Source organism: Amycolatopsis lexingtonensis (assembly GCF_014873755.1).
Lineage (GTDB): Bacteria > Actinomycetota > Actinomycetes > Mycobacteriales > Pseudonocardiaceae > Amycolatopsis > Amycolatopsis lexingtonensis.
Genome location: NZ_JADBEG010000001.1, coordinates 2,003,679 through 2,029,654, shown reverse-complemented (window position 1 = coordinate 2,029,654; position 25,976 = coordinate 2,003,679). Strand labels below are relative to the sequence as shown.

Annotated in this window: 21 protein-coding genes; 7 read left to right on the top strand and 14 right to left on the bottom strand. The window is 70.9% G+C overall.

The features are described 5' to 3' along the window. Positions 1-33: 33 nt before the first annotated feature. Positions 34-651 carry a TetR/AcrR family transcriptional regulator gene (locus H4696_RS09420; RefSeq protein WP_086862977.1) on the bottom strand — a complete coding sequence of 206 codons (618 nt, stop codon included), beginning with the start codon at positions 649-651 and terminating at the stop codon, positions 34-36. 153 nt (positions 652-804) lie between these two features. Between H4696_RS09420 and H4696_RS09415 the strand changes: the two genes are divergently transcribed. Next, the gene (locus H4696_RS09415; protein WP_086862976.1) at positions 805-2,148 is read left to right on the top strand and encodes an MFS transporter; all 1,344 of its coding nucleotides are present in this window, start codon (positions 805-807) and stop codon (positions 2,146-2,148) included. A 64-nt stretch (positions 2,149-2,212) separates the two neighbouring features. Here H4696_RS09415 and H4696_RS09410 read toward each other — a convergent pair whose 3' ends face one another. The 7 genes from H4696_RS09410 to H4696_RS09380 all read right to left on the bottom strand — a co-directional run bounded on the left by H4696_RS09410 (position 2,213) and on the right by H4696_RS09380 (position 7,790). Further along, positions 2,213-3,640, bottom strand: coding sequence for an SPFH domain-containing protein (locus H4696_RS09410; protein ID WP_086862975.1), 1,428 nt, complete (start codon positions 3,638-3,640; stop codon positions 2,213-2,215). A gap of 16 nt (positions 3,641-3,656) precedes the next feature. After that, positions 3,657-4,145 (bottom strand): SPFH domain-containing protein, encoded by a 489-nt coding sequence (locus H4696_RS09405; protein ID WP_086862974.1) that lies wholly within the window; start codon positions 4,143-4,145, stop codon positions 3,657-3,659. Further along, on the bottom strand, positions 4,142-4,576 hold the full coding sequence (locus H4696_RS09400; RefSeq protein WP_086862973.1) for an NfeD family protein: 435 nt from the start codon (positions 4,574-4,576) through the stop codon (positions 4,142-4,144). Before H4696_RS09400 ends, H4696_RS09405 begins: the two co-directional genes overlap by 4 nt. An 84-nt stretch (positions 4,577-4,660) precedes the next feature. Continuing rightward, complete coding sequence (locus H4696_RS09395; protein WP_086862972.1) at positions 4,661-5,476, bottom strand: DUF3097 domain-containing protein; 816 nt, start codon at positions 5,474-5,476, stop codon at positions 4,661-4,663. A 51-nt stretch (positions 5,477-5,527) separates the two neighbouring features. Next, positions 5,528-6,412, bottom strand: coding sequence for an aminoglycoside phosphotransferase family protein (locus tag H4696_RS09390; RefSeq protein WP_086862971.1), 885 nt, complete (start codon positions 6,410-6,412; stop codon positions 5,528-5,530). After that, positions 6,397-7,212: an SCO1664 family protein gene (locus tag H4696_RS09385; RefSeq protein WP_086862970.1), complete on the bottom strand. Its 816-nt coding sequence runs from the start codon at positions 7,210-7,212 to the stop codon at positions 6,397-6,399. The genes H4696_RS09390 and H4696_RS09385 overlap by 16 nt, the downstream gene beginning before the upstream one ends. 2 nt (positions 7,213-7,214) lie before the next feature. Further along, on the bottom strand, positions 7,215-7,790 hold the full coding sequence (locus H4696_RS09380) for a DUF3090 domain-containing protein (RefSeq protein ID WP_086862969.1): 576 nt from the start codon (positions 7,788-7,790) through the stop codon (positions 7,215-7,217). A 76-nt stretch (positions 7,791-7,866) separates the two neighbouring features. Between H4696_RS09380 and H4696_RS09375 the strand changes: the two genes are divergently transcribed. Genes H4696_RS09375 through H4696_RS09365 form a run of 3 tightly spaced genes read left to right on the top strand, consistent with a single transcriptional unit; the run spans position 7,867 to position 11,080 of the window. Next, positions 7,867-9,783 carry a prolyl oligopeptidase family serine peptidase gene (locus H4696_RS09375; RefSeq protein ID WP_086862968.1) on the top strand — a complete coding sequence of 639 codons (1,917 nt, stop codon included), beginning with the start codon at positions 7,867-7,869 and terminating at the stop codon, positions 9,781-9,783. Continuing rightward, positions 9,780-10,679 (top strand): S66 peptidase family protein, encoded by a 900-nt coding sequence (locus H4696_RS09370; protein ID WP_086862967.1) that lies wholly within the window; start codon positions 9,780-9,782, stop codon positions 10,677-10,679. Before H4696_RS09375 ends, H4696_RS09370 begins: the two co-directional genes overlap by 4 nt. Next, positions 10,676-11,080, top strand: coding sequence for a TIGR03668 family PPOX class F420-dependent oxidoreductase (locus H4696_RS09365; protein ID WP_086862966.1), 405 nt, complete (start codon positions 10,676-10,678; stop codon positions 11,078-11,080). Before H4696_RS09370 ends, H4696_RS09365 begins: the two co-directional genes overlap by 4 nt. Here H4696_RS09365 and mptB read toward each other — a convergent pair. The 5 genes from mptB to H4696_RS09340 all read right to left on the bottom strand — a co-directional run bounded on the left by mptB (position 11,077) and on the right by H4696_RS09340 (position 18,174). Further along, a complete protein-coding gene (gene mptB, locus H4696_RS09360) occupies positions 11,077-12,612 on the bottom strand; it encodes a polyprenol phosphomannose-dependent alpha 1,6 mannosyltransferase MptB (RefSeq protein ID WP_086862965.1) in 1,536 nt (511 codons plus the stop codon). The genes H4696_RS09365 and mptB overlap by 4 nt on opposite strands. A gap of 144 nt (positions 12,613-12,756) precedes the next feature. Beyond that, positions 12,757-14,409 carry a nickel ABC transporter ATP-binding protein NikE gene (nikE, locus tag H4696_RS09355; protein WP_086862964.1) on the bottom strand — a complete coding sequence of 551 codons (1,653 nt, stop codon included), beginning with the start codon at positions 14,407-14,409 and terminating at the stop codon, positions 12,757-12,759. After that, the gene (locus H4696_RS09350) at positions 14,406-15,302 is read right to left on the bottom strand and encodes an ABC transporter permease (protein ID WP_086862963.1); all 897 of its coding nucleotides are present in this window, start codon (positions 15,300-15,302) and stop codon (positions 14,406-14,408) included. Before H4696_RS09350 ends, nikE begins: the two co-directional genes overlap by 4 nt. Beyond that, positions 15,299-16,324, bottom strand: coding sequence for an ABC transporter permease (locus H4696_RS09345; RefSeq protein ID WP_086862962.1), 1,026 nt, complete (start codon positions 16,322-16,324; stop codon positions 15,299-15,301). Before H4696_RS09345 ends, H4696_RS09350 begins: the two co-directional genes overlap by 4 nt. Before the next feature lie 2 nt (positions 16,325-16,326). After that, entirely contained in the window at positions 16,327-18,174 is a 1,848-nt protein-coding gene (locus H4696_RS09340; RefSeq protein WP_192782194.1) for an ABC transporter substrate-binding protein, read from the bottom strand. A 169-nt stretch (positions 18,175-18,343) separates the two neighbouring features. On the opposite strand from H4696_RS09340, the gene H4696_RS09335 reads away from it, so the two are divergent. Beyond that, the gene (locus tag H4696_RS09335) at positions 18,344-19,171 is read left to right on the top strand and encodes a M55 family metallopeptidase (protein WP_086864375.1); all 828 of its coding nucleotides are present in this window, start codon (positions 18,344-18,346) and stop codon (positions 19,169-19,171) included. Further along, complete coding sequence (locus H4696_RS09330; protein ID WP_086864374.1) at positions 19,164-20,462, top strand: M20/M25/M40 family metallo-hydrolase; 1,299 nt, start codon at positions 19,164-19,166, stop codon at positions 20,460-20,462. The genes H4696_RS09335 and H4696_RS09330 overlap by 8 nt, the downstream gene beginning before the upstream one ends. 201 nt (positions 20,463-20,663) lie before the next feature. On the opposite strand, the gene H4696_RS09325 is transcribed toward H4696_RS09330, so the two are convergent. Beyond that, positions 20,664-21,296, bottom strand: coding sequence for a class I SAM-dependent methyltransferase (locus tag H4696_RS09325; RefSeq protein ID WP_086864376.1), 633 nt, complete (start codon positions 21,294-21,296; stop codon positions 20,664-20,666). Between the two features lie 195 nt (positions 21,297-21,491). On the opposite strand from H4696_RS09325, the gene H4696_RS09320 reads away from it, so the two are divergent. Continuing rightward, complete coding sequence (locus H4696_RS09320; protein ID WP_192782193.1) at positions 21,492-25,814, top strand: GH92 family glycosyl hydrolase; 4,323 nt, start codon at positions 21,492-21,494, stop codon at positions 25,812-25,814. Positions 25,815-25,976: the final 162 nt, after the last annotated feature.

The following is a 25,976-nucleotide window of genomic DNA, read 5'->3' as shown; positions in this document are numbered from 1 at the left end:
ATGGCCCGTCGTGCGGGCGTCTTCAGTGGACGGTCAGCGCGGTTCGGGCAACCCGGCGGAGAGCCGGTCGAACACGTCGCGCAGGAGGCTTTCGAGCGGTTGCGGCGGCTCGGCGACGAGCCACTGCTGGGTGACGACGTTGAGCGCGGCCCCGACGACCCCCGCGACGAGCCGCGGGTAGACGTCCCGGGCGGGGTCGGTGCCGGTGCGTTCGCCGACGGCGGCGGCGAGTTCGGCCTCGGCCGCCGCGCCGGCCTTCTGGAACTCGCCCTGCAGTGCGGGTTCCGCGACCATCAGCCGCAGTCCTTCGATCCACGACTGGTCCGCGGCCTGCCCGGTGGGAACGGGCTGGCCGAGCGCGAACCCCTCGAGCGCGGCCTGGGTGATGGCCGTCCAGATCGATTCCCCGGCGGGCCGTTCCCGCAGCGCGGCCGCGATCGCCCGGGCCCGGTCTTGGTGCCGGGCGACGATGGCTTCGCCCTTGCTGCCGAAGTAGTTGCTGAAGGTCCGGGTGGAAACCCCGGCTTCGGCGGCGATGTCTTCGATGCGGACGTTGTCGAGGCCGCGTTCGACGGTCAGCCGGATGGCCGCCCAGCTCAGCGCGATGCGCGTCTCGTGCTTCTTGCGCTCGCGCAGGCCTTTGGCGTCCATGCACCCACCATAGCGAAGTTTGCCGAATCTGCAAAGTTGCTGAATCTGCACTTTAGTTCATCACCGACCGGACGAGATGCCGGTCATCGATCGCCTAAACCGTCCACGGGCGTCACACTGTTGTGTGACATCGGTCACCGGAGGTGTTGCGAGATGGTCTTGGGCGACAACGGCGTCACTCACAAGGTGGAGCCGGACAGCAGGTCAGGGCGAGTGCAAGTACGGCGGGCGGCGCTGGCGAGCGCCATCGGCACGACGATCGAGTGGTACGACTTCTTCCTCTACAACACCGCGGCGGCGTTGGTCTTCCCGCACCTGTTCTTCCCCGCGTCGAGCGCCTACGCGGGAGCCATGCAGTCCTTCGCCACCTACGCGGTCGGGTTCGCCGCGCGCCCGGTCGGGGCCGCGATCTTCGGGCACTGGGGTGACCGGATCGGGCGGAAGGCGACGCTGATCGTCACCCTGCTGCTGATGGGCATCTCCTCCGGCGTCGTCGGGATGCTGCCCGGGACGTCGGCGATCGGGATCGCCGCGCCGCTGCTCCTGGTGCTGCTGCGGCTGGTGCAGGGCATCGCCATCGGCGGCGAGTGGAGCGGCTCGGTGCTGCTCGCGATGGAATGGGGCAACCAGCGCAAACGCGGCCTGCTCGGCAGCTTCGCGCAGATCGGCGTCCCGGTCGGGCTGGTGCTCGGCACCGGCGGCATGACGCTGCTTTCGGCGACGCTCTCCCCCGAGGCGTTCGACTCCTGGGGCTGGCGGCTGCCGTTCCTGGCCAGCCTGGTGCTCGTCGCGGTCGGGCTGGTGATCCGGCTGAAGATCCTCGAGACGCCGATGTTCGCCAAGCTCGTCGAGAACCGCCGGACCGCCCGGACCCCGGTGCTGGACGCGATCAAGCACCACTGGCGGGAAATCCTGCTCTCGGCCGGGGTCCGGTTCAGCGAGCAGATGCCGTTCTACCTGTTCACCAGCTACGTGCTGATCTACGTCGTCGCGCGGCACGAGTTCAGCAAGACGTTCGTGCTCAACGCGGTCCTCGTCGGGGCGGCGTGCGAGCTCGCGCTGATCCCGCTGTTCTCCCACCTGTCGGACCGCGTCGGGCGCAAGCGGGTGTACCTGACCGGGGCCGTGTTCACCGCCGTGATCGCGTTCCCGTACTTCACGATCCTGGCGCACGGCAGCCACGCGCTGGTGTTCGCCGCGGTCGTGGTGTCGTTCATCCCGCACGCGCTGCAGTACGGACCGCAGGCGGCGCTGATCGGCGAGAGCTTCCCGACGCACCTGCGCTACGGCGGGGCCGGGCTGGGTTACCAGCTGGCGTCGGTGTTCGCGGGCGGGCCGGCACCGCTGCTGGCGACGTGGCTGCTGCACGCGACCGGGACGCCGTATTCGATCTCGGGCTACATCGTCCTGTCGGCGGTGGTCACGGTGGCGTGCGTGATCGCGCTCAAGGACCGCTCCAAGGCCGACATCGACGACGTTTCCGTGTACCAGCGCTGAAACGCCGTGAAGGCCTCCTTCCCGGCGTTTTCGCCTGGGAAGGAGGCCTTCACGGCTGTGCGCGTCAGCGGCGCGGGCCGCCCTGGGGGCCGCCGAACGGGGGCTGCTGCGGGAACGGGCCGCTGCCCGGGTTCTGCTGCTGCGGGCCGCCGAACTGGCCAGGGGGCGGCGACTGCGGCTGGCCCTGCGGCGGACCCTGGTACTGGCCACCCGGCGGCGGGCCGGCCGGCGACTGCGGCTGGGGCAGCGCGGGCTGGCCGCTCTGCGGGGTCGGCGGCTGCTTCGGGGACGGCGTGACCTCCGTGCCGCGGTCCTCGTCCGCTTCCGGCGCCGGCTGGGCCGGACGCGGGATCGACGGGCGCGCGGACGGCGTCGACGGCGCCCCGATCGCCGGGACCTCCTTGCGGGCCACGGCTTCCGCGGCCGCGACGGCCTCGGCGACCTTCGGGTCGCTCTTGGTCTCGAACCAGCTGGAGACCTCTTCGTCCTCGAGGTCGGGCTTGGCCGGGACGTCGTCCTCCTTCGGCGGCTCGTAGCGGAAGACGCCGTCGTCGCCGGGAGCGCCGAGCGCGCGGGCGAACCCTTCGAGGGCCTTGCCGTAGTCGCTGGGGATCATCCAGACCTTGTTCGCGTCGCCCTGCGCCATCTGCGGCAGCGTCTGCAGGTACTGGTAGGCCAGCACCTCCGGGGTCGGGCGGCCGGCCTTGATCGCCGCGAACACCTTCTCGATCGCCTTCGCCTGGCCCTGCGCCTGCAGGTACCGCGCGGCCCGTTCACCCTGGGCCCGCAGGATCCGGGACTGCCGCTCGGCTTCGGCGGCGAGGATGGTGGCCTGGCGGGCACCTTCGGCGGAGAGGATCTGGCTCTGCTTCTGGCCTTCCGCGGTCTTGATCGCCGACTCCCGCTGGCCTTCCGCGGTGAGGATCATGGCGCGCTTCTCGCGGTCGGCGCGCATCTGCTTCTCCATCGAGTCCTGGATGGAGGGCGGCGGGTCGATCGCCTTCAGCTCGACCCGGCTGACGCGGATGCCCCACCGGCCGGTCGCCTCGTCGAGCACCCCGCGCAGCTGGGTGTTGATGGAGTCGCGGGAAGTCAGGGTCTGCTCGAGGCTCATGCCACCGACGACGTTGCGGAGCGTGGTGGTGGTCAGCTGCTCGACACCGACGATGTAGTTGGAGATCTCGTACACCGCGGCGCGCGAGTCGGTGACCTGGAAGTAGACGACCGTGTCGATCGACACCGTCAGGTTGTCCTCGGTGATCACCGGCTGCGGCGGGAACGAGACGACCTGCTCGCGCAGGTCGATCCGGGCGCGCACCTTGTCCAGGAACGGCACGAGGATGTTCAGGCCCGGCGAGGCGACCGTGCGGAACCGGCCGAGCCGTTCGATCACGGCCGACTGCGCCTGCGGCACCACCATGACCGCCTTGGCTATCGTGATGATCACCAGCAAGGCCAAGGCTATGACCAAGCCGATCACAAATCCGGTCAAGAGAATTTCCCCTTACCTAGTACCATTCTTGGGCGGTTGACGGTGTTCCGGGTGCCGCGGGTGGACGCACCGAGAGCTTCAGCTCCTTCACGGCGACGCCCCAGCGGCCGGTGGTGTCGTGCAGGACCGTCCACACTGTACGGTGGAGGTCCCCCGGCGCGGTGACGGCGCGCTCGGCGGTGGTCAGGCCGGCTTCCTGCCGCAGCGCGGTGCGGGCCAGCTGCTCGATCGCGATCGCCGGGTTGGTCGTCGCGTAGGTCGCCAGCCGCGGGTCGGTGACCGCGAAGACGACTTCGAATCCGACGTCGATTTCCTTGCCGTCGCCGGTCTCGACCGGCTGCGGCGGCGCGGACAGGATCTGCTCGCCCAGGTCGACGCGCACCCGGACGCGGTCGGCGAAGGGCAGGACGAAGTGGCGGCCGGGGCCGAGCACGACGCGGAACTTCCCGAGCCGTTCGATCACCGCGGCCCGGCCTGCTCCGACGGTGACGAGCCCGAGGCTCACGGCTCGGCCGCAACGACGGCGGTGGCTCCGGAGATCTCGACGACCGTGACCGACGTGCCGGGCTGGATGGGCGGGAGGTGCTCCGACATGCTGCGCGCCGACCAGACGTCCCCGGCCAGTTTCACCTGGCCCGCCTCGAAGTCCACTGTGGACAGGACGACGGCTCTGGCGCCGATCAGCGCTTCGATGCCGGTGTGGTGGGTCGGCCCGGCGAGGAAACGGCGCTTGAGCGCGGGCCGCACCAGCGCGAGCATGCCGACGGAGGCGACGGCGAACACGGCGACGTCGATGAACAGGTTCCCGGTGAGCACCTCGGCGCCGGCGCCGAAGAGTGCCGCGACCCCCAGCATGATCAGCACGAAGTCCCCGGAGACGACCTCCGCGATCACCAGGGCGATGCCGACGATCAACCAGACCAGTGCCCAAGACATGGCTTCATGCTCTCAGATCGCGCCGGATCGCACCGGCGCAGTGACGGGACGTAACCTTCGCGTGACCTTGGACAAATCGGACATTCAGTCCTCCTCGGCGGGTTCGGTGACGAAGTCGATGAGCCGCTCCACGGCCCCGATGAGCGGGGTCTCGAGGTCGCGGAAACTGCTCACCCCGCTCAGGACACGTTGCCAGCCTTCGAAAGGTTGCCCCCAGCCGAGCGCGTCGCAGATGCCCTGCTTCCACTCGGTCCCACGGGGAATCTTCGGCCACGCCCGGATGCCGACGGCTTCGGGGCGCACGGCTTCCCAGACGTCGATGTAGGGGTGGCCGGTGACCAGCACGTTGTCGTCGCGGATCGCCTCGACGAGCCGGGACTCCTTGCTGCCGGGCACGAGGTGGTCGACCAGCACGCCGAGCCGGCGGCCGGGGCCGGTGCCGAACTCGGCGATCCGGTCGGCGAGGACGTCGACGCCGTCCAGGGGTTCGACGACGACGCCTTCGACGCGCAGGTCGTGACCCCAGACGCGTTCGACGAGCTCGGCGTCGTGCTTGCCTTCGACCCAGATGCGGGAGTCGCGGGCGACGCGGGCCTGCAGGCCCTGGACCTTGACCGAGCCGGACGCCGAGATCTGCCGGGCGGGTGCCTTCGCCGGGGCCTTGACCGGGACCAGCGTCACCGGCTTGCCCTCCAGCAGGAAGCCGGCCGGGGCGAACGGGAAGACGCGGTGGCGGCCCTTGGCGTCTTCGAGCACGACGTTGCCGTACTCGATCTTCACCACCGCGCCGCAGAAGCCGCTGACCGGGTCCTCGACCACGAGACCGGGTTCGGCGGGCACCTCCGGCACCTTCTTGCGGCGTCGGCTGGCCAGCACGTCGTCATAGGAGTGGGAGCGCACGACCAGGCAACCTAGTGCGCCGAGGCACCTCGGTGGGTCGTGCCACGCCGGTCAGCGGGCCAGTTCCAGGACGGCTTCGGTGAACGGCGACGGTTCCCCGCGGCGCAATGGGGCGAGCGCGACCAACGGGGCCATCGCGACACACCAGGCACGGACGCGCTCGGCGTCGAAGCCGGTGACGTGCGGGGCGAGCGCGGCGAGGCCGTCGTCGATCGTGCCGCCCTTCGCGACCGGGACGAACATCCAGTCCACGGCGTCGAGCGCGGGGTCGCCCAGACCTGGGCGCGGGTCGATGGCCACGGCGCCGCGGCCGGGCCCGGCGTCGAGGACGTTGGCCGGGTGCAGGTCGCCGTGGATGAGGGTGACCGGTCCGCTGGTGGCCAGCTCCATGGCACGTTCACGGCCTTTCGCCAGCACCTCGGCGCTGAGGTGTTCGACGGCCGGGGACTCGCGGCGGCGGCGCTCGGAGAGCGTGAAGATGAACTCGATGCCTTCGGCGAGCCGCCCGAAGTCACCGAGCGGTTCGACGGCGTGGAGCTGGTCCAGCATCTCGCCGATCTCGGGCCACGGGACGTCGCCGTCGAGCTGGGTGCCGGGGACCAGGCCTTCGAGGAGGATGGCGTTGGCGTCGAGGTCGGCGTCGAGCACCTGGACGACGCGGGAGCACCCGGCCCAGGCGCGCAGCCCGGTGACTTCGAGGCGCGCGACTTCGGGGTCCGGGGTGAGCTTGAGGACCCGCAGGTCACCGCCGGGACCCGTGCACAGGAGGGTGCGGCCGGTGTTGCCGGGCCTGGCCTCGCGGACGGTCAGCCCCCACCGCGCGCTCAGGCGGGCGACGAGGTCCGGGAGCGCGTCGCACCACGGGCCGGCCAGTTCGGCGCCGAAGCGGTCGGCGAGCCGGGCCCTGGCGGCGGCGTCGATCAGAACAGGGGCCACGGGATGGCGCGCCAGTCGTCGCCCGGTTCGGGGAAGATCCCTTCGGCGAGCAGCAGGTCGGTGCGTTCGGCGAGCGCGCGGATCTCGAACCGGGTGATGTGCTCGGACAGGGTCTCGCCGAGGCCGCCGTCGAGCTCCGAGCGCAGCTTGCGGAGTTTCTCGACGGTGTCCGGCGGCACCGGTTCGCCGATCCAGCCCCACAGCACGGTGCGCAGCTTCGGGTCGGTGTGCAGGCAGATGCCGTGGTCGACGCCGTAGACGCGGCCGTCGACGCCGGGCAGCAGGTGCCCGCCCTTGCGGTCGGTGTTGTTGACGACGATGTCGAGGACGGCGAGGTCGCGCAGCCCGGGGTGGTCGGCGTGGGCCAGCACCGCCGGTTCGCCGTCGCGGTCGTGGGCGTGCAGCACCGGGCGCCAGCCGTCGGGGATTTCGCCGGCCGGGAGGACCTCGACGAGGTCGTCCTCGGTGGTTTCGACCCACAGCTGGACCATGCCGGGGCCGAACGGGCCGTCGCGCAGCACGGTCGGCGGGATGGCGCCGAGGCCGGTGGCGTCGGCGATGATCGCGGTCGCGACTTCGCGCCCGGCCAGCGTGCCGTCCGGGAAGTCCCACAGCGGCCGCTCCCCCGACACCGGCTTGTACACCACCCGGCCGGTGACGCCGTCGAGCTCGATGGCGCAGAACAGCGTGACGTTGGAGGCGTCCACCAGCCGGCCTTCGACGTCGATGCGGCCGTGGGTGACCAGCTCGCGGGACGCCGGGTCGGCGGGGTCGGGCTGCTCGGCGGGGGTGGTGGCCATGGTCAGTCTTCGCCCGCGTCGGTCTCGCGCCGGTAGCCGTTCTGCCGGGGGCAGATGTGGCCGGCCGGGTCGAGCGGCTCCGCGCACAGCGGGCACGGCTTGCGGCCGGCGTTGACGACGCGGTCGGCGCGCTCGGCGAAGGCGCGGGCGGCGGCCGGGCTGAGGAAGACGCGGACGGCGTCCGGGCCCTCTTCGGTGTCGTCCAGCACGACCGTTTCGTCGACCTCGCCCTCGGTGATGGCGAGCAGCTCGATGACGACGGCGCTGCTGTCGGCGTCCCAGCCCAGGCCCATGGTGCCGACGCGGAACTCCTCCTCGACCGGCACGGTGAGGGGGTCGACGTCGACGAGGTCCTCGGGGACGTCGTCGGGTACGTCGGCGCCGAAGCGGCTGGCGACCTCTTCGAGCAGCGAGCTGAGGCGTTCGGCGAGGACGACGACCTGCTGCTTTTCGATGGTGACGCTGATGGTGCGCACGTCCTCGGAAGCCTGGAGGTAGAACGTGCGATCGCCGGGCTCGCCGACGGTGCCGGCGACGAACCGATCCGGCTGGCGGAAGACGTGGATTACGCGAGACATAGCACTGTCGACCCTAGGCCACCGCCGCATGATCGGCATCCGCCGCCCCACCTTCGCGGGCCGCTAGCCTCTGGGGGTGTCTCGGATCTCGCCGTACGGAACCTGGTCCTCGCCCATCACCGCCGCCGAGGTGGCCGCCGCCGGTGGCGGCCCGCAGTGGCTCGACGTCGTCGGGGACGAGGTGTGGTGGGCCGAGGCGCGGCCCGGTGAGCAGGGCAGGGTCGCGCTGGTGAAGGCCGTTCCGGGCGGGACCGAGGACGTCCTGCCGGCGCCGTGGAACGTCCGCAACCGGCTGCACGAGTACGGCGGGCGGCCGTGGGCGGTGACCGACGGTGTGGTGGTGTTCACGCACTGGGCGGATCAGCGGGTTTACGCGCTCAGCGAAACCGGTGTGGTGCCGCTGACACCGGAGCCCGCGGAGCCGCAGGGCGTCCGGTACGGCGACCTCCGGGCCGGGCGGCCGGGTGAGGTGTGGGCGGTCCGGGAGCGCTCCACCGGACCGCGGCCGACCGACGTCGAGCGGGAGCTGGTGGCGATCGCGCTGTCCGGTGCCGGGGAGCGGGTGCTGGCCTCCAGCCACCGGTTCCTGACCGTGGCGAAGCTGTCGCCGGACGGACGGCACGCGGCCTGGTTCGGCTGGGACCACCCGGCGATGCCGTGGGACGGGACCGAGCTGTGCGTGGCGCCGGTGGCCGAGGACGGGTCGTTCGGGCCGCACGAGGTGCTGGCCGGCGGCGCGGACGTTTCGGTGTGCCAGGTCGAGTGGGAGACGCCGGCGTCGTTGCTGGCGCTGCTGGACCCGGACGGCTGGTGGAACCTGCACCGGGTCGGCCTGGACGGGTCGCTGGTGAACCTGGCGCCGGTGGCGCGGGAGCTGGGCGGGCCGTTGTGGAAGGTCGGTTCGCGCTGGTTCGTCCCGCTCGGCGGCGGGCGGCACGCGGTGCTGGCGGGCGGCCGGCTGGCGGTGCTCGACGAGGCGGACGGCTCGCTGACACCGCTGGGAGAGGAGCTGACGGCGTGGTCCTCGACGGGGTTCGCGGCGTTCGGCGACGGGTTCGTGGGGGTGGCCGCGGGCCCGGTGCGCGAAGCCGCGGTGGTGCAGCTGGCCGGCGCGGTCGTGACGGATCTGACGCCGCAGCCGGAGCTGCCGGCGGAGTACCTGCCGGTGCCCGAAGAGCGCGTGATCACGACGGCGGCCGGCGACGACGTGCCGGTGGTGCTGTACCTGCCCGCGAACCCGGATTTTTCGGCGCCCGAAGGTGAGCTGCCGCCGTTGCTGGTGCAAGTCCACGGCGGGCCGACCGGGCAGCACTTCCCGGTGCTGGACCTGGAGATCGCGTACTTCACCAGCCGCGGCATCGGCGTGGCGGCGGTGAACTACGGCGGGTCGACCGGGTTCGGGCGGGCCTACCGGGAGCGGCTGCGCGAGCAGTGGGGCGTGGTGGACGTGGCCGACTGCGTGGCGGTGGCCGAGGCGCTGGTGGCGGCCGGGCTCGCCGACGGCGACCGGCTCGGGATCCGCGGGGGCAGCGCGGGCGGGTTCACCGCGGCGGCGTCGCTGACCACGACGAAGACGTACCGGGCGGGCACGGTGATGTACCCGGTGCTGGACCTGGCCGGGTGGACCGGCACCGACGGTGAGACGCACGACTTCGAGTCGCGGTACCTCGACGGGCTGGTCGGACCGCTGCCCTCGGCCCGGCAGCGGTACGTCGACCGGTCGCCGCTGGCGAACGCCGGGTCGCTGGCCGGGCCGGTGCTGTTCCAGCAGGGCCTGGAGGACCGGATCTGCCCGCCGGAGCAGGCCGACCGGTTCGTGGCCGGGCTGGAGGGGCGCGGGATCCCGTACGCCTACCAGCGGTTCCCGGGTGAGCAGCACGGCTTCCGGCAGGCGGAGACGATCGTGGCGGCGCTGGAGGCGGAGCTGTCGTTCTACGGCCAGGTGCTGGGCTTCGAGACGCCGGGCGTGGCGCGGCTGGAGCTGTCGCGGTGAGGCCGCCGCGGTTGCGGGCCGGCGACACGCTGGCGCTGGTGGCGCCGTCCGGCCCGGTGCCGGCGGACCTGCTGGAGAAGGCGCTGCCTGTGCTGAGCGGCTGGGGCGTCGAGGTGCGGATCGGGCCGTGCGTGCGTGCTTCGCCCGGATCGCCGCCCTATCTGTCCGGTTCGGACGCGGCCCGGGCGGCGGAGTTCACCGAGGCGTGGCTGGACCCGGGCGTGCGCTGCGTCCTGGCGGCGCGCGGCGGGTACGGGGCGCAGCGGATGCTGGACCTGGTGGACTGGGCGGCGCTGCGGGACGCGGGTCCGAAGGTGCTGGCCGGGTCGTCGGACGTGACGGCGCTGCACCGCGCGGTGAACGTCCACTTGGGACTGTCCACTTTGTTCTCCCCGATGCCGGCGAGCGTGCTGTTCGACGACTTCGCGGTGGAGCACCTGCGGCGGGCGCTGTTCGAACCCGAGCGGAACGTCGTGGTCCGCGGTGGTACCGCGCTGGTCCCGGGCCGGGCTTCGGGCATTTTGACGGGCGGGAACCTGTCGTTGCTGGCTTCCGGGCTGGGGACACCGGAGGCGGGTTCGGGGCGGGACGCGGTGGTGCTGCTGGAGGACGTGACGGAGAGCGTGTACCGGCTGGACCGGATGTTCACGCAGTTGCTGCGCAGCGGCTGGTTCGACGGTGTCCGGGGCATCGTGCTGGGGTCGTGGGCGGCGTGCGGCGACCCCGCGGAGGTGCGCAGGCTGGTGCTGGACCGGCTGGGGCCGCTGGGGGTGCCGGTGGTCGAGGAGTTCGGGTTCGGGCACGTGGCGTCGTCGCCGACGGTGCCGCTGGGTGTGCAGGTGAGCCTGGACGCGGACCTGGGGACGTTGACGTTCGACTCCCCCGCGCTGATATGACGCCGGAAGAGGCCCGGGCGCGGTTCGCCGCGGCCCGGGTGGCGCGGCTGGCGACGGTGTCGGCTTCGGGGATCCCGCACCTGGTGCCGGTGACGTTCGCGGTGCGCGGTGATCTTGTGGTGTTCGCGGTGGACCACAAGCCGAAGTCGACGACGTCGTTGCGGCGGCTGCGCAACATCGAGGAGAACCCGGCGGTGTGCTTCCTGGCGGACGGCTACGCCGAGGACTGGTCGCGGCTGTGGTGGGTGCGGGCGGACGGCACCGCGCGGATCCTGCCGGACGCCGAGCGGGCGGAGCCGGTGTCGTGGCTGGTGGCGAAGTACGAGCAGTACGCCGGGCGCCCGCCGGAGCACGCGGTGGTGGTGACGACCGTCCACACCTGGCGTGGCTGGACCGGTTAGTCGCGGAGGAACTTCTCCGGGCGGCGCCAGGCGTCGATGATGCCCAGCGGGTCCGGGCGCAGCAGCGAGGCCGCCGAGTACAGGCTGGCCACCACGACCAGGGCGATGAACCACCAGTCGTACAGGGCCTGCTCGCCCGTCGGGTAGTAGACCAGCGTCACGAACACCGACACCGCCACCACCAGCGCGAGGTGCCGCGGCTGCCACTTGAACGCCGACAGGAGCACGAAACCCCAGGTCAGGTACCACGGCAGGGTCGGCGGCATGAGGATCGCCACCGCCAGCAGCGAGATGCCCGCCCGGTACACGGCTTCGGTGCCGCCGCCGCGGCCGAGCCACCACTGGCGGACGCCGAACACGATCAGCAGGAGCATGCCGGCCGCGCGGGCGACCGTGACGAACGGCGAGACCTGGACGTCCACGACGAGGTGGACCAGGTTGTAGAACACCTCGCCGATGCCGGTCGGGATGTTGAGCCAGTTCGCGATCAGCTGGGGTGCCTTGAGCCCGGACCACCAGCCCATGTTCAGCGAGCCGAGGGAAATCCAGGTGCCCGCGACGAACACCGGCAGGAACAGGCCCACCGACGCCGCACCGGCGCGCAGGAAGTTGCGGACCTTCGACTCGCCTTCGAGGTGGTTGGCCCAGATCCAGACGAGGAACGGCAGGGCGATCGCGGCGGTCGGCTTGATCAGCATGCCGATCGTCACCAGTACCACCGCGACGACGTGCTTGCGTTCCAGTGCGGCGAGGACGCCGATGGTGAGGAAGGCGAGCATCATCAGGTCGTTGTGCGGGCCGCCGAAGAGGTGGATCACCATCATCGGGCTGGCCACCGCGAGCCAGAGCGCGACCGGGAGCTTGCCGCCGAGGTGCTTGACCAGCCGCGGGAGCGCCCACAGCGTGCCGGCGAGCCCGGCCAGCAGCACGACGCGCATCAGGATGACGCCGAGGATCATGTTGTCACCGGTGGTGGCGACGACGCCCTTCGAGATCAGCAGGAACAGCGGCCCGTACGGCGCCGGGGTGGTCTGCCAGAGCGGGTGGACGTTCTGGACCACGTTCGGCAGCACGTCGAGCTCGGCGGGGCCGTTGGCGTACGGGTCGAGCCCGTAGAGCAGCTGGGCGCCCTGGCCGAGGTAGGAGAAGACGTCGCGGGTGAACAGCGGCGGCGAGATGAGCAGCGGCGCCATCCAGCAGCCGGCCGCGACCAGGATGGGGCGGCTGCCGATGCGCCCGGCCAGCACGTAGCGGCCGAGGCGGACCCACGCCCACACGACCAGGCCGAAGCCGGTGTAGAGGACGGCGTTGGCGAGCATGCGCCCGTGGCCGTAGCGGATCCACGAGAGCGGGCCGTGGCCGAGCACGGGGTCCTTGATCAGGATGCCGCCGGCGCCGAAGGCGGCCAGCATGAGCAGGGTGCTCCCGACGGTGCCCATCGCGATCGTGCGGTACGGGAATCGCGAGGGCACGCGGAGCCGCTCGGCCAGTCCGGCCGAGGGCGTCTGTGCGGGGTCGGTGGTGGTCGCCATTTCCGTTCGGAGATTACACACCGCGCTCGAGCGGGGTTATCGCAGTGTCAGGTTTCGGGCCGTGGAGCCAGGTGCTGAGTGTCTTGAATGAGTCATTCAGGTCTTCGGAGGTCCTGAATGACTCATTCAAGACGTGGGCCGCGGTCAGGTTTCGACGGTGCGGCGCTGGGCCGTGCCGCCGGGCAGCGCGGCCAGCAGGGACTTCGTGTAGTCGTGGTGCGGATCGAGCAGGACTTGTTCCACCGTCCCGGTTTCGACCAGCTCGCCGCGGTACATCACGGCGACGCGGTCGGCGATGTTCCAGGCCAGGCCCAGGTCGTGGGTGATCACCAGCGCGGCGAGGCCCAGCTCGCGGCGCAGCCGCAGCAGCAGCCCGAGGATCTCGCCGCGCACCGACGCGTCCAGCGACGCGACCGGCTCGTCGGCCACCACCACCGACGGCTCCAGCGCCAAAGCGCCCGCGATGACGACGCGCTGGCGCTGGCCGCCGGAGAGCTGGTGCGGGAGGCGGTCGGCGTACTTTTCCGCGGGCCGCAGTTCCGCGGCCTCCAGCGCCCGGTGGACGACGTCGCGCTCGTCGGCGAGCTTGTGGATCCGCGGGCCCTCCGCGACGGCCTCGTACACCGTGTGGGCCGGGTTCAGCGCGCTCGTCGGGTCCTGCAGCACCAGCTGGACCTGCCGCCGGTAGGCCTTGAGCCCCGCCCCGCCCGAAGGCACCGGCTTCCCGTCGTAGCGGACCACGCCGGAGTCGGGTTTCTGCAGGCCGAGCAGCGTCCGGGCGAGCGTCGTCTTGCCCGAGCCGGACTGCCCGACCAGTGCGACGATCTCGTCGCGCGACACCGTGAGGTCGACCCCGGCGACGGCGTCGATGCGCTTGCCGGTGCGGTCGCGGAAGGACACGCGCAGGTTCTCCGCGGCCAGCAGCGGCTCGCCACCCGCCACCCGGTCGGCGGGTTCGGGCGGCAGCGGGTTGCTGGTCGCCGGGGCGAAGCGCGACACCGGGTCGCCGACCGTCGGGAACGCCGCGGCCAGCGCTCGGGTGTGTTCGTGGCGAGGCGAGCCCATCACCTCGGCGCTGGGGCCTTCCTCGACGATCCGCCCGTCGTACATCACGGCGATCCGCTGGCAGGTGGCGGCGAGCACGGACAGGTCGTGGCTGATCATGATCAGGCCGATGTCCTGCTCGGCGACCAGCCGCGAGAGCAGCGCGAGGACCTGGGCCTGGACGATGACGTCCAGGGCGGTGGTCGGCTCGTCGGCGATGATCAGCCGGGGCGAGCAGGCCAGCGCCATGGCGATCATGACGCGCTGCTTCTGCCCGCCGGACAGCTCGTGGGGGTAGGCGCCGGCCCGGCCAGGGGGCAGGTCGACCTGGGTGAGCAGCTCGGCCACGCGGGCGTCGACCGCGGCGTCGGACAACGGCTTGCCCGACGGCGGGTGCAGCCGGATCGGCTCGGCGATCTGCTCGCCGATCTTGCGGACCGGGTTGAGCGCGTGCATCGCGCCCTGGAACACCACCGACGCCTCGGCCCAGCGGACCGCGCGCAGGCGGCCCCACTTCATGGCGGTGACGTCTTCGCCGTCGAGGACGATCTCGCCGGTGATCTTCGCGGTGCGCGGCAGCAGCCGCAGCACGCTCATCGCGACGGTGGACTTGCCCGAGCCGGATTCGCCGGCGACGCCGAGGGTGCCGCCGGGGTCGAGGGACAGGTCGACGCCGCGGACGGCGGGCACCTCCTGGTCGCCCACCGCGTAGGTGACGTTGAGGTCCTTGAGCTGCAGCAGCGGGGTGGTCACTTCTTCAACCTCGGGTTGAGCACGGTCTCCAGTCCCCGGCCGACCAGGGTGAAGAAGAGGACGACGAGGACGATCGCGATGCCCGGCGGGAGCACGTTCCACCAGGCGCCGCGGCTGATGGCGCCGTTGTTGAGCGCGCTTTCGAGCACCAGGCCCCAGGTGACCGAGTTGGGGTCGCCGACGCCGAGGAACGACAGGGTCGCGTCGGCGATGACGGCGTTGCCGACCACCAGCGTCGTGTTGGCCAGCACCAGCGGCATCACACCGGGCAGGACGTGCTTGCCGATGACGTGCAGGTGCCCGCCGCCGAGGGCGTGGGCGCGCTCGATGTAGGGACGGCTCTCGATGGTCAGCGTCTGCGCCCGGACCAGCCGCGCGGTGCTGGGCCAGGCGGTGAGGCCGATGGCGACGATGATCGTGCCGACGCCCTTGGGCAGCACCGCCGAGAGCGCGATGGCGAGGATCAGCGAAGGCAGGACCAGGAAGAAGTCGGTGAACCGCAGCAGCGTCGCCGACACCCAGCCGCCGAAGTGCGCGGCGGTGATGCCGATCAGGGTGCCGATGACCACCGACAGCAGCGCGGCGGAGAACCCGACGAGCAGGGAGATCCGGCTGCCCCAGACGGTCATCAGCAGCACCGAGCGGCCGAAGTTGTCGGTGCCGAGCCAGAAGTCGCCGTTCGGCGGGGCGAGCGGCTCGCCGGTGGCCTTGGTGACGTCGAGGCCGCTCTGGTCGCTGATCAGCGGCAGCAGCAGCGCGACGACGACGGTGGCGCCGAGCAGGATCAGCCCGATGAGCGCGGTGCGCTGGGCGGCGAACTCCCGCCAGGTCCGGGCGAGCGACGCGCGCCGGCGGTGCCAGGCGATCTGCCGGGGCGTCTCTGCGGTGGTCATGAGGTACGCACCCTCGGGTCGAGCACGCGGTAGAGCAGCTCCGCGAGCAGGTTCATCAGCACCACGGCGCTCGCGAGCACGGTGAACACGCCCTGCAGCACCGGCAGGTCGGGCCCGTGCAGGGCGTCGTAGGTCAGCTGCCCGAGCCCGGGCCAGCTGAACACCGCTTCGACGGTGACCGCGCCGGCGACGACCTGGCCGAACTGCATGAACACCAGCGTGGTGGTCGGCAGCAGGGCGTTGGGAACGGCGTGGCGGCGGCGGACGAGGTCGTCGCGCAGGCCCTTGGCGCGGGCGGTGGTGAGGTAGTCGGCGTTCATCTCCCCCAGCAGCGACGACCGCATGATGAGCATGTACTGGGCGTAGAACACCGCCAGCAGCGTCAGGCACGGCAGCACCAGGTGGTGCAGGACGTCGAGGGTCTGGGAAAAGACGTCGGGCGCGGTGTCCGGGGAGTGCATGCCGCGGCTGGGGAACAGGCCGTTGGTCACCACGAGCAGCATCAGGCCGAGCCAGAACTGCGGGACCGACCAGAGGGTCAGCGCGATCCCGGTCTGGGCGCGGTCGAAGAAGCTGTCGCGGCGCCAGGCGGCGCGGATGCCCAGCCACAGGCCGATGACGACGGCCAGGATGGTGGCGCTGCCGACGAGCAGGATGGTCGGCCAGAGCCGTTCGGCGATCATGTCGGCGACCGGGCGGCCGTTGTTGAGCAGCCGGGACTCGCCGAGGTCGCCGTGCAGCAGGTTCCAGAAGTACTGGCCGAACTGGACGAAGACGGGCTTGTCGACGCCCATCTTCTCGCGCAGTTCGGCGATCTGCTGGGGGCTGGTGACGCGGTCGCGGGTCATCGCGGCGACGGGGTCGCCGGGCAGCATGCGGAAGAGGAAGAAGAACAGGACGACCACCAGCACGACGCTGACGACCGCTTCGATGATCTTCCGGAGGACGAACCGGGCGGTGCCGGTCCCGCCGCGGTGCTCGTCGGGGTCGACGAGCACCGCGGCTTGTTCGGGGGCGGTCATTCCTACTCGCGGTCTTCCGAGGTCTTGTTCCGGCGGGACAGGACGATCCCGCCGATGACGAGGACCACCACGACGATGCCGCCGACGACGATCCACACGACGGTGCTGTCCGAGCCGCCGCCGACGGCGTTGGCGTCCTTCGCGTTCTCGGAGCCGGCCGGCGTGGCGCCGTAGACGCCCCAGTAGCCGGTCTGCTCGAGGATCGCGCCCTTGGGCTGCGGCTGGGTGGTGAAGCCGGAGAACTTGTCGGAGCGGTAGGCCTCGAGCGCGTTCTGGTAGTCCAGGACGATCGTCGGGTACTGGCTGTAGAGCCGGGCCTGGGCCTGCTTGACGTACTCGGCGCGCTTCGCGTCGTCGGTCTCGGTCAGCTGCTTCTTGTAGAGGTCGTCGTACTGGGCGTCGCAGAAGAACGTGTCGGTGCTGCCGCCCTTGGCGTCGGCGCTGGGCCGCGCGGCGCAGGTGTGCAGCGAGAGCACGTAGTCCGGGTCCGGGCTGGTGCCGTAGCCGCCGATGGCGAGGTCGTACTTGCCGGTGGCGGTGCGGTCGGACAGCTCGTCATCGGAGACCAGGTCCTGCTTGACGGTGATGCCGATGTCCTTGAGCCAGCCGCTGACGTACTGGGCGACGCCCTGGTCGTAGCTGCGGTTGGAGTGCCCGGTCAGGCGCAGTTCCAGCTTCGCGCCGCCCGGGGCGGTGCGGACGCCGTCGGGGCCCTTCTTGTAGCCGGCCTGCTCGAGGGTGGCGTTGGCGGCGGCGAGGTCGAACTTGGTCTTCTCGCTGTCGCTGGGGTCCCAGTGGTAGGCGCTGTAGACGGCGGGCACGACGCCGCCGCCGACCTGGCCGAGGCCCTTGAGCACCTTGTCCACGATCGCCTGGGTGTCGACGGCCTGGGCGATCGCCTTGCGGACGTTGATGTCCTTGAGCACCGGGTTTCCGTCACCGATGGGGTGGTTCGCGTTGTCCTGGACGCCGAAGTTCATCGCCAGCTCGTCGTAGCGGCGGCCGGGCGCGGCGTTGGTGGTGATGCCCTCCTGGCCCTGCAGCGCGGCGAACTGGTTGGGGTTGAGCCGGTTGATGACGTCGACTTCGCCCTGCTTGAGCGCGTTGACCGCGGCTTCGGTGTCCTTGAACTGCAGCAGCTGCAGCTCGTCGACCTTCGGGGCGCCGCGCCAGTAGTCCTTGTTGGCCTTGAACTTGACGTACTCGTTCGGCTTGTACTCGGTGACCTGGTACGGGCCGTCGGAGACGCCGGCGATGGCCAGCTGGTCGGTCTTGGGGTCCTTGAGGTCGGTGACCGGCTCCCAGATGTGCTGCGGCACGATCGGGACGTCGAGCAGGTTCATGTTGACCTGCACGGCCTTGGTCTTGATGACGAGCGTGGTGTCGTCGGGCGCGGTGACCGTCTCGAAGTTGGCCACGTAGTTGCCGTTGGCGGTGCGCGCGTTCTCGTCGGTGAGCATCCGGTTGAACGTGTAGGCGGCGTCCTTGGCGGTCACCGGCTTCCCGTCGCTCCACTTGACGCCGGTGCGGATCTTGAACGTCCAGGTCAGCTTGTCCGCCGACGGGGTCCAGGATTCGGCGAGCGCGGGCGAGGCCTCGGCCTTCTCGGCGTTCGGGACGGTGAGGAACTCGTAGGTGAACCGGCCGATCTGCGTCGAGGCGGCGAGCACGGCGGTGAACGGGTTCAGGTGGTCGATGCCGGTGGTCAGCGCGACCCGCAGCACTTTGCCCTGTTGCGCCTGGGCCGGGACGGCGAGCGGGATCGCCGCCAGTGTCGCGGCCGCGGCGACCGCGCCCACGCGGGCGAACCGCCCGAGTCTGCGTTGGAACTGCACCAAAAACCACCCCATCGTTCGCTTGTGAGCCTCCCCAAGGACGAGAAGTAACCACATACCGGGACAACCGCGCAATATGTTGCCGCCTCGGCAGGTGTCCGATCGTTATCGATCGATTCGCGTGACGCTGCGTGATCGGGGATTCCGCGCCCGTGGCGGGCGGGGCCTGGCTAGAGTGCCGGTCATGCGCATCATGATCTCGGCGGACATGGAAGGCGCCACCGGCGTCACCTGGACCGACGACGTCGTGCCCGGTTCGCCGCAGTGGGACCGCTTCCGGCGGTTGTTCACCGGCGACGTCAACGCCGTGCTGGCCGGGCTGTTCGACGCCGGGGCCGCGGACGTGCTGGTCAACGAGGCGCATTCGTCGCAGCGGAACCTGCTGCTGGAGGACCTCGACCCGCGGGCGCGGATGCTCACCGGGCGGCACAAGCCGCTGTCGATGATGCAGGGCATCGATTCCGGTGTGGACGGTGTGGTGTTCCTGGGTTACCACGCCGGTGCCGGGTTCGACGGGGTGCTTTCGCACACCTACCTGGAGAACCAGATCACCGGGGTGTGGCTGGACGACGTCCCGGCGAGCGAAGGCAGGCTGAACGCGGCGATGGCCGCGGAGTACGGCGTCCCTGTCCTGCTCGTTTCGGGTGACGACGAAACGTGTGAAGACGCCCGTGATTACGCTCCGGAGGCGGAGCTGGTCCAGGTGAAGGAGTGCGTGAGCCGGTACGCGGCCATCTGCCTGCCGCCGGCGCGCACGGCGGAGCTGCTGACCGGCGCGGCGGCCGACGCGATGGCGCGGGCCGGCCGGGAAGAGCGGCAGGTCCGGCCGCACCGGATCGAGGTGGAGTTCGACGCGAGCCACCTGGCGCAGGCGACCGCGGTGATCCCGACGGTGGAGCAGATCGGCACCCGGCGGGTCGGGTTCGACGCGCCGGACATGACCGAGGCGATGAAGGCGTTCAAGGTCGTCACGGCGATCGCGGCGGGGGCGGTGCAGGGCATCTATGGCTGACGTCGTCGAGCTGTGCGCGGACCTGATCCGGTTCGACACGACCAACCGCGGGAACAACGACGCCAACCCGGAGCGGCCGGCGGCGGAGTACGTGGCGGCGTTCCTGGACGGCCTCGGCATCCCCTCGCAGATCCTCGAGGCGGCGCCCGGGCGGGCCAGCGTGATCGCCCGCGTGCCCGGCACCGACCCGTCGCTGCCGGCGTTGCTGGTGCAGGGGCACCTGGACGTCGTCCCGGCGGACGCGGCCGACTGGTCGGTGCCGCCGTTCTCCGGCGAGGTGCGCGACGGCTACCTGTGGGGCCGCGGCGCGACCGACATGAAGGACTTCGTGGCGATGGTGCTCGCCGCGCTCGCGGGCGGGGTGCGGCCGCGGCGCGAGCTGGTGCTGGCGTTCGTCGCCGACGAGGAGGACCGCGGCGAGTGGGGCGCGCACTGGCTGGTCGACCGGCATCCATCGCTGTTCGAAGGGTGCGTCGCGGCGATCAGCGAGTCGGGCGGCTACACCTACCACGTGCCGGCCGCCGACGGCCGCGACGTGCACCTGTACCCGGTGGGGACGGCCGAGCGCGGCACCGCCCACCTGCGCCTGACCGCCCGCGGCCGCGCGGGCCACGGCTCGCGCCCGAACGCCGAGAACGCCGTCACCCGGTTGGTCGGTGCGCTGCACCGGATCGCGGCCCACGCATGGCCGGTGTCGCTGACCCCGGCGGTACGGGCGTTCCTGGAGCGGACCGGCGCGGCGCTGGGCGTGCCGGTGGATCTGTCCACTTCGGACTCCGTGGACGCGGCGGTGGCCGCACTGGGCCCGGCGGGTGCGCTGGTGCTGCCGACGGTCCGCAACAGCACGACCCCGACGATGCTCGACGCGGGCTACAAGGTGAACGTGATCCCCTCGACGGCGACCGCGCAGGTCGACGTCCGGGTGCTGCCGGGGACCGAGGAGTCGTTGTTCGCGGTGCTGGACGAGCTGCTGGGCGAAGGGGTGACGCGGGAGTTCGTCGCGCACCAGCCGCCGGTGCAGGCTCCGGTGGACTCGCCGTGGTTCTCCGCGATGTCGTCGGCGTTGCGCGCGGAGGATTCCGAAGCCGTCGTGGTGCCGTATTGCCTGGGCGGCGGGACGGACGCGAAGGCGTTCGCGCAGCTGGGGATCGACAACTACGGGTTCGCGCCGCTGTGGCTGCCGAAGGGCTTCCCGTACCGGGCGATGGCGCACGGGGTGGACGAGCGGGTCCCGGTGGAGGGGTTGCACTTCGGGACGCGGGTGCTGTCGAGGTTCCTGGCTAGCTGCTAGTACTCCGAACGCCGGCGCTGCAGCGGCAGTCCGGCTGGGTGGCATCGCGGCGGGCCGTGATGTCTTGAATGAGTCATTCAGGACCTCCGACGCCCTGAATGACTCATTCAAGACGCGAGTGCGGCCGCAGCCGACCGGGCCACCCGGCCCGGGGCATCGGCGCGGGGAGGCCGGCCGGTTCCGGGTGCGCGTCCGGCGTCGTTACCGGGTGAACTCCGCCCAGTAGCGGGTGCCCTCGCGGATGGTCTCCAGGCTGAGCAGGCGGACGCCGTCCTGGGCGGTGGACTCGATCTCCGCGCGGCTGAACGGCCACGGCGGGCCCACCCACGTCTCGGTGTCGGTGCTCTCCTCCGCGACCTCGGAGACCAGCAGCGTGCCGCCCGGGGCGAGGAAGCCGGCCAGGGACGCGATCGCCGCCGGGCGGTACTCGCGGGGCATTGCCTGGATGTTGATGATCTCCACGACCAGGTCGAACGCCTGCCGCCACTCCCCCGGCGGATCCAGCAGGTCGGCGACCACGTAGTCCACCGCGGAGTCCGGGAAGCGGGCCTGGGCGGCCTTGACCGCGGTCGGTGCGACGTCGAACGCCGTCACCGCCCAGCCCTGCGAGGCCAGCAGCTCCGCGTCGTCGCCGAGGGCGCTGCCGACGACCAGTGCCCGGCGGCCTTCGCCCGGCTCGACCCAGTCGGCGAGGTCGGTGTTGGGTTCGCCGCGGGTCCAGGGGACGACCGCTTCGCCGCGTTCGGCGGCAGTGTAGAGCTGGTCGAACCAGCCGGTCGGGTTGCCTTCGGCCAGGGACGCCCGGGAGAGCACCCGGTCGGCGGGGTCGGTCATGGCCGTGACCTTACCGATCACGCCGGTCCGCCGGGAGTGGTTTGCCGGGGCCGCGCCCGGCGGGTTGTCCACTTCTGGCCAGGTTTGTCGGCCGGTCTTGACATCGATGTCACCCGCGCGTTTGTCTTCCTGGGCGCCGCCGGTCCCCGCCTGCGCGGCGCTTGATGAACCCGCCCTCCAGCACTGGGAGCAATGATGCCCCGAAGCGCCAGACCACCGGTCGCTTTCCTGGTGACCGCCTTGGTCGCCGCCGGCCTGGTCGCCGTCCCCGCGGCTTCGTCGGCCGCCGACGAAGCTCTGCCCGCCGACTTCTCCTCCTCCTTCGAGGCCGGTGACGTCCAGCCGACCTGGACCGACACCGTGGACACCGACGCCGACGGCAAGCCGCGCGCGTCCGGGATCAACGGCGCGAACGGCACCGCCATCCCCGGCGACATCCGCGGCAAGGTGACCGAGACCAGCGCCAGCAGCGAGAACACCAGCGGCGGCGAAGTCGTGTCGAACCTCGTCGACGGCACCACCGACACGAAGTGGCTGTCCTGGGACCCGACGGCGTGGGCGCAGCTCACGCTGTCCGAGCCGACGTCGATCACGCACTACGCGCTGTCCTCGGCCAACGACTTCGACAACCGCGACCCCAAGGACTGGACGCTGCAGGGCTCGAACGACGCCCTCACCTGGACCGACCTCGACAAGCAGGCCGACCAGGCGTTCACCGCCCGGTTCCAGCAGAAGGACTACGCGCTGGCCGCGCCGACCGCGGCGTACAAGTTCTTCCGGTTGAACATCACCCGCAACAACGGCGGGCCGATCCTGCAGCTGTCGGAGCTGCTGCTGGCCAACGACGAGCCGGCGCCGCCGCCGCTGCCGAACATGCGCTCCTTCACCGACTCGGGCCCGACCAGCGGGTACACGAACAAGAACCGCGTCGGCTTCACCGGGCTCAAGGCGTTCCGCTACTCGGGCAGCCAGACCCAGGCCCACGGCTGGTCCTACAACAAGGTCTTCGACGTCGACGTCCCGGTCGTGCCCTCGACCGAGCTGTCCTACAAGGTGCAGCCCCAGTTCATCACCGGTGACCTGAAGTACCAGAGCACCAACGTGGCGATCGACCTGGTCTTCACCGACGGCACCCGCCTGCGCGACCTCGGCGCGACCGACCAGTACGGCTTCCCGCTGACGCCGGAGGGCCAGGGCAAGAGCAAGGTCCTCTACACCAACCAGTGGAACCTGGTGCGCTCGGCGATCGGCACGGTCGCCAAGGGCAAGACGATCGACCGGATCCTGGTCGGCTACGACAACCCCGACGGCCCCGGCTCGCTGCAGGGCTGGCTCGACGACGTCAAGATCTCGGCGACGCCGACCCCGCCGGCCAGCACCCGCCCGAGCGACAACGTGCTCACCACGCGCGGCACGATGGCCAACGGCTCGTTCTCCCGCGGCAACAACTTCCCCGCCACCGCGGTGCCGCACGGGTTCAACTTCTGGACCCCGGTGACCGACGCGAACGCCGACAACGACGACGTGCGGTGGATGTACAACTACCACAGCCAGAACAACGCGCAGAACCTGCCGGAGCTGCAGGCGTTCAGCGTCAGCCACGAGCCGAGCCCGTGGATGGGCGACCGGCAGACCTTCCAGGTGATGCCATCCGCGGCCGCCGGCGTCCCGAACGCCGACCACGAAGCACGAGCGCTGGCGTTCAAGCACGACAACGAGGTCGCCCGCGCGCACTACTACGGCGTGCAGTTCGAGAACGGGATCAAGACCGAGATCGCCCCGACCGACCACGCGGCGGTGTTCCGGTTCTCCTTCCCGGGCAGCGACTCGAGCCTGATCTTCGACAACTACAAGAACCAGGGCGGGCTGACGCTCGACACCGCGGGCGGCACGCTGTCGGGCTACACCGACGTCAAGAGCGGCCTGTCGGCCGGTGCGGGCCGGATGTTCGTCTACGCCACCTTCGACAAGCCGGTCACCTCGGGCGCGAAGCTCACCGGGCAGGGTCACGACAACGTCGCCGGCTACCTGCGGTTCGCCGCCGGCGCCGACAAGACGGTGACCATGCGGATCGCGACGTCGCTGATCAGCGTGGACCAGGCGAAGAAGAACCTGGCCCAGGAGATCGCCCCGAACGCCACCTTCGACTCCGTCCGCGACGCCGCGCAGCGCGCCTGGGACGACCAGCTGAAGGTGATCGAGGTCGAGGGCGCGTCGAAGGACCAGCTCACGACGCTGTACTCGAACCTCTACCGGCTGTTCCTGTACCCGAACTCGGCGTTCGAGAACACCGGCACGACCGAGAAGCCGGCCTACAAGTACGCGAGCTTCGTCTCGCCGAAGGCCGGGGCGGACACCCCGACGCAGACCGGGGCGAAGATCGTCGACGGCCAGACCTACGTCAACAACGGGTTCTGGGACACCTACCGCACCACCTGGCCGGCGTACTCCCTGCTGACCCCGGACATGGCCGGAAAGATGGTCGACGGGTTCGTGCAGCAGTACCGCGACGGCGGCTGGATCTCGCGCTGGTCCTCCCCGGGCTACGCGGACCTGATGACCGGCACCAGCGCCGACGTCGCGTTCGCCGACGCCTACCTCAAGGGCGTGAAGAACTTCGACGTCAAGTCGTTCTACGACGCGGCGCTGAAGGACGCGACGGTGACCCCGCCGAACAACGCGGTCGGCCGCAAGGGCGTCGACGAGGGCATGTTCCTCGGCTACGCGCCCAACACCGCCGACCACGGGTTCTCGTGGTCGATCGAGGGCTACGTCAACGACTTCGGCATCGCGAACCTGTCGAAGAAGCTCTACGACGAAGCTCCGGCGAGCGACCCGCGCAAGCAGGAGTACTTGTCGAACTACGAGTACTTCACCAGCCGCGCGCAGCAGTACGTGAACCTGTTCGACCCGAGCGTCGGGTTCTTCCAGGGCCGTGACGCGCAGGGCAAGTTCAGCCGGTCGCCGCAGGACTACGACCCGCGGGTGTGGGGCATCGACTACACCGAGACCGACGGCTGGGGCATGGCGTTCTCCGTGCCGCAGGACGGTCAGGGCCTGGCGAACCTCTACGGCGGCAAGGCGGGGCTGGCGAAGAAGCTGGACGCGTTCTTCGCCGACCAGGAGACCGCGAACTTCCCGGGTTCCTACGGGGGCGTGATCCACGAGATGCGGGAGGCCCGCGACGTCAGGATGGGCCAGTTGGGTCACTCGAACCAGGCCTCGCACCACACGCTCTACATGTACGACTACGCGGGCCAGCCGTCGAAGACGCAGGAGAAGGTCCGCGAGGCGCTCTCGAGGCTCTACACCGGCAGCGAGATCGGCCAGGGCTACGCGGGTGACGAGGACAACGGCGAGCAGTCGGCGTGGTGGACCTTCAGCGCGCTGGGCTTCTACCCGCTGCAGATGGGCAGCCCGAACTACGCGATCGGGTCGCCGCTGTTCAAGAAGGCGACGATCCACCTGGCCGGCGGCAAGGACCTGGTGATCAACGCGCCGAAGAACAGCGCGAAGAACGTCTACGTCCAGGGGGTGAAGGTCAACGGCAAGGCGTACTCCTCGACGTCGCTTTCGCAGGACCTGATCGCCCGCGGCGGGGTCATCGACTTCGACATGGGCCCGAACCCGTCGAAGTGGGGCACCGGCCCGAACGACGCGCCGAAGTCGATCACCCAGGGCGACGCCGTCCCGGCGCCGCTGCACGACGAGACCGGCCCCGGCAAGGGCACGCTGTCCACTTCGGACGGCTCCGACGCCAAGGCGCTGGTGGACAACACGTCGCGCACCCAGGCCGCGGTCACCGGGGCCGTGCAGTACCAGCTGAACAACACCGACGAGGCCGCCGCGATCTACACGCTGACGTCCCAGACCGGTGCGGGCGACCCGAAGAGCTGGACGCTGAAGGGCTCCTACGACGGCAAGACGTGGGCGGTGGCCGACCAGCAGGCCAACCAGTCGTTCAGCTGGCGGCAGCAGACCCGCGCGTTCAAGGTCGCCAACCCGGCGCACTACGCCTACTACAAGCTCGAAGTGACCGCGACCAGCACCGGCGCCCCGGCGCAGCTGGCCGAGTTCGAGCTGCTGGGCAAGCCGGACGCGGCGTGCACCCGCACGATCACCGGTGTTTCGAACGGGCCGCTCACGGTCTCGTCGGGCACGGTGTGCCTGCAGGACGCGACGATCTCGGGCCCGGTGACGGTGTCCGGCGGCGCCTCGCTGATCGTCCGCGGCGGCCAGGTCAACGGCCCGCTGTCGGCGACCGGCGCCGGCCAGGTCGTGCTGAACCGCACGAAGGTGGGCGGCCCGGTGGCGATCACGGGGACGAGCGGGACGGTGTCGATCGAGCTGACCGACATCGCCGGCCCGGTCGCGCTGACCGCCAACCACGGCCCGGTGCTGACGTCGAGCACGGTCGGCGGCCCGCTGGCGTGCGCGGCGAACTCGCCGGTCCCGACGGACCACGACCTGCCGAACACCGTCCGCGGCCCGGCCGCGGGGCAGTGCGCGAAGATCTAGCCCGGTAAAAGCCCGTGAAGGCCACCTCGAGGAACGTAGAGTTCCCGGAGGTGGCCTTCACGGCGTTCGGGGATTGGGTCCCGGCAAAGTCCGTCCGGCAGCGGCTCCCCGACGTCTTGAATGAGTCATTCAGGTCTTCGGTGGTCCTGAATGACTCATTCA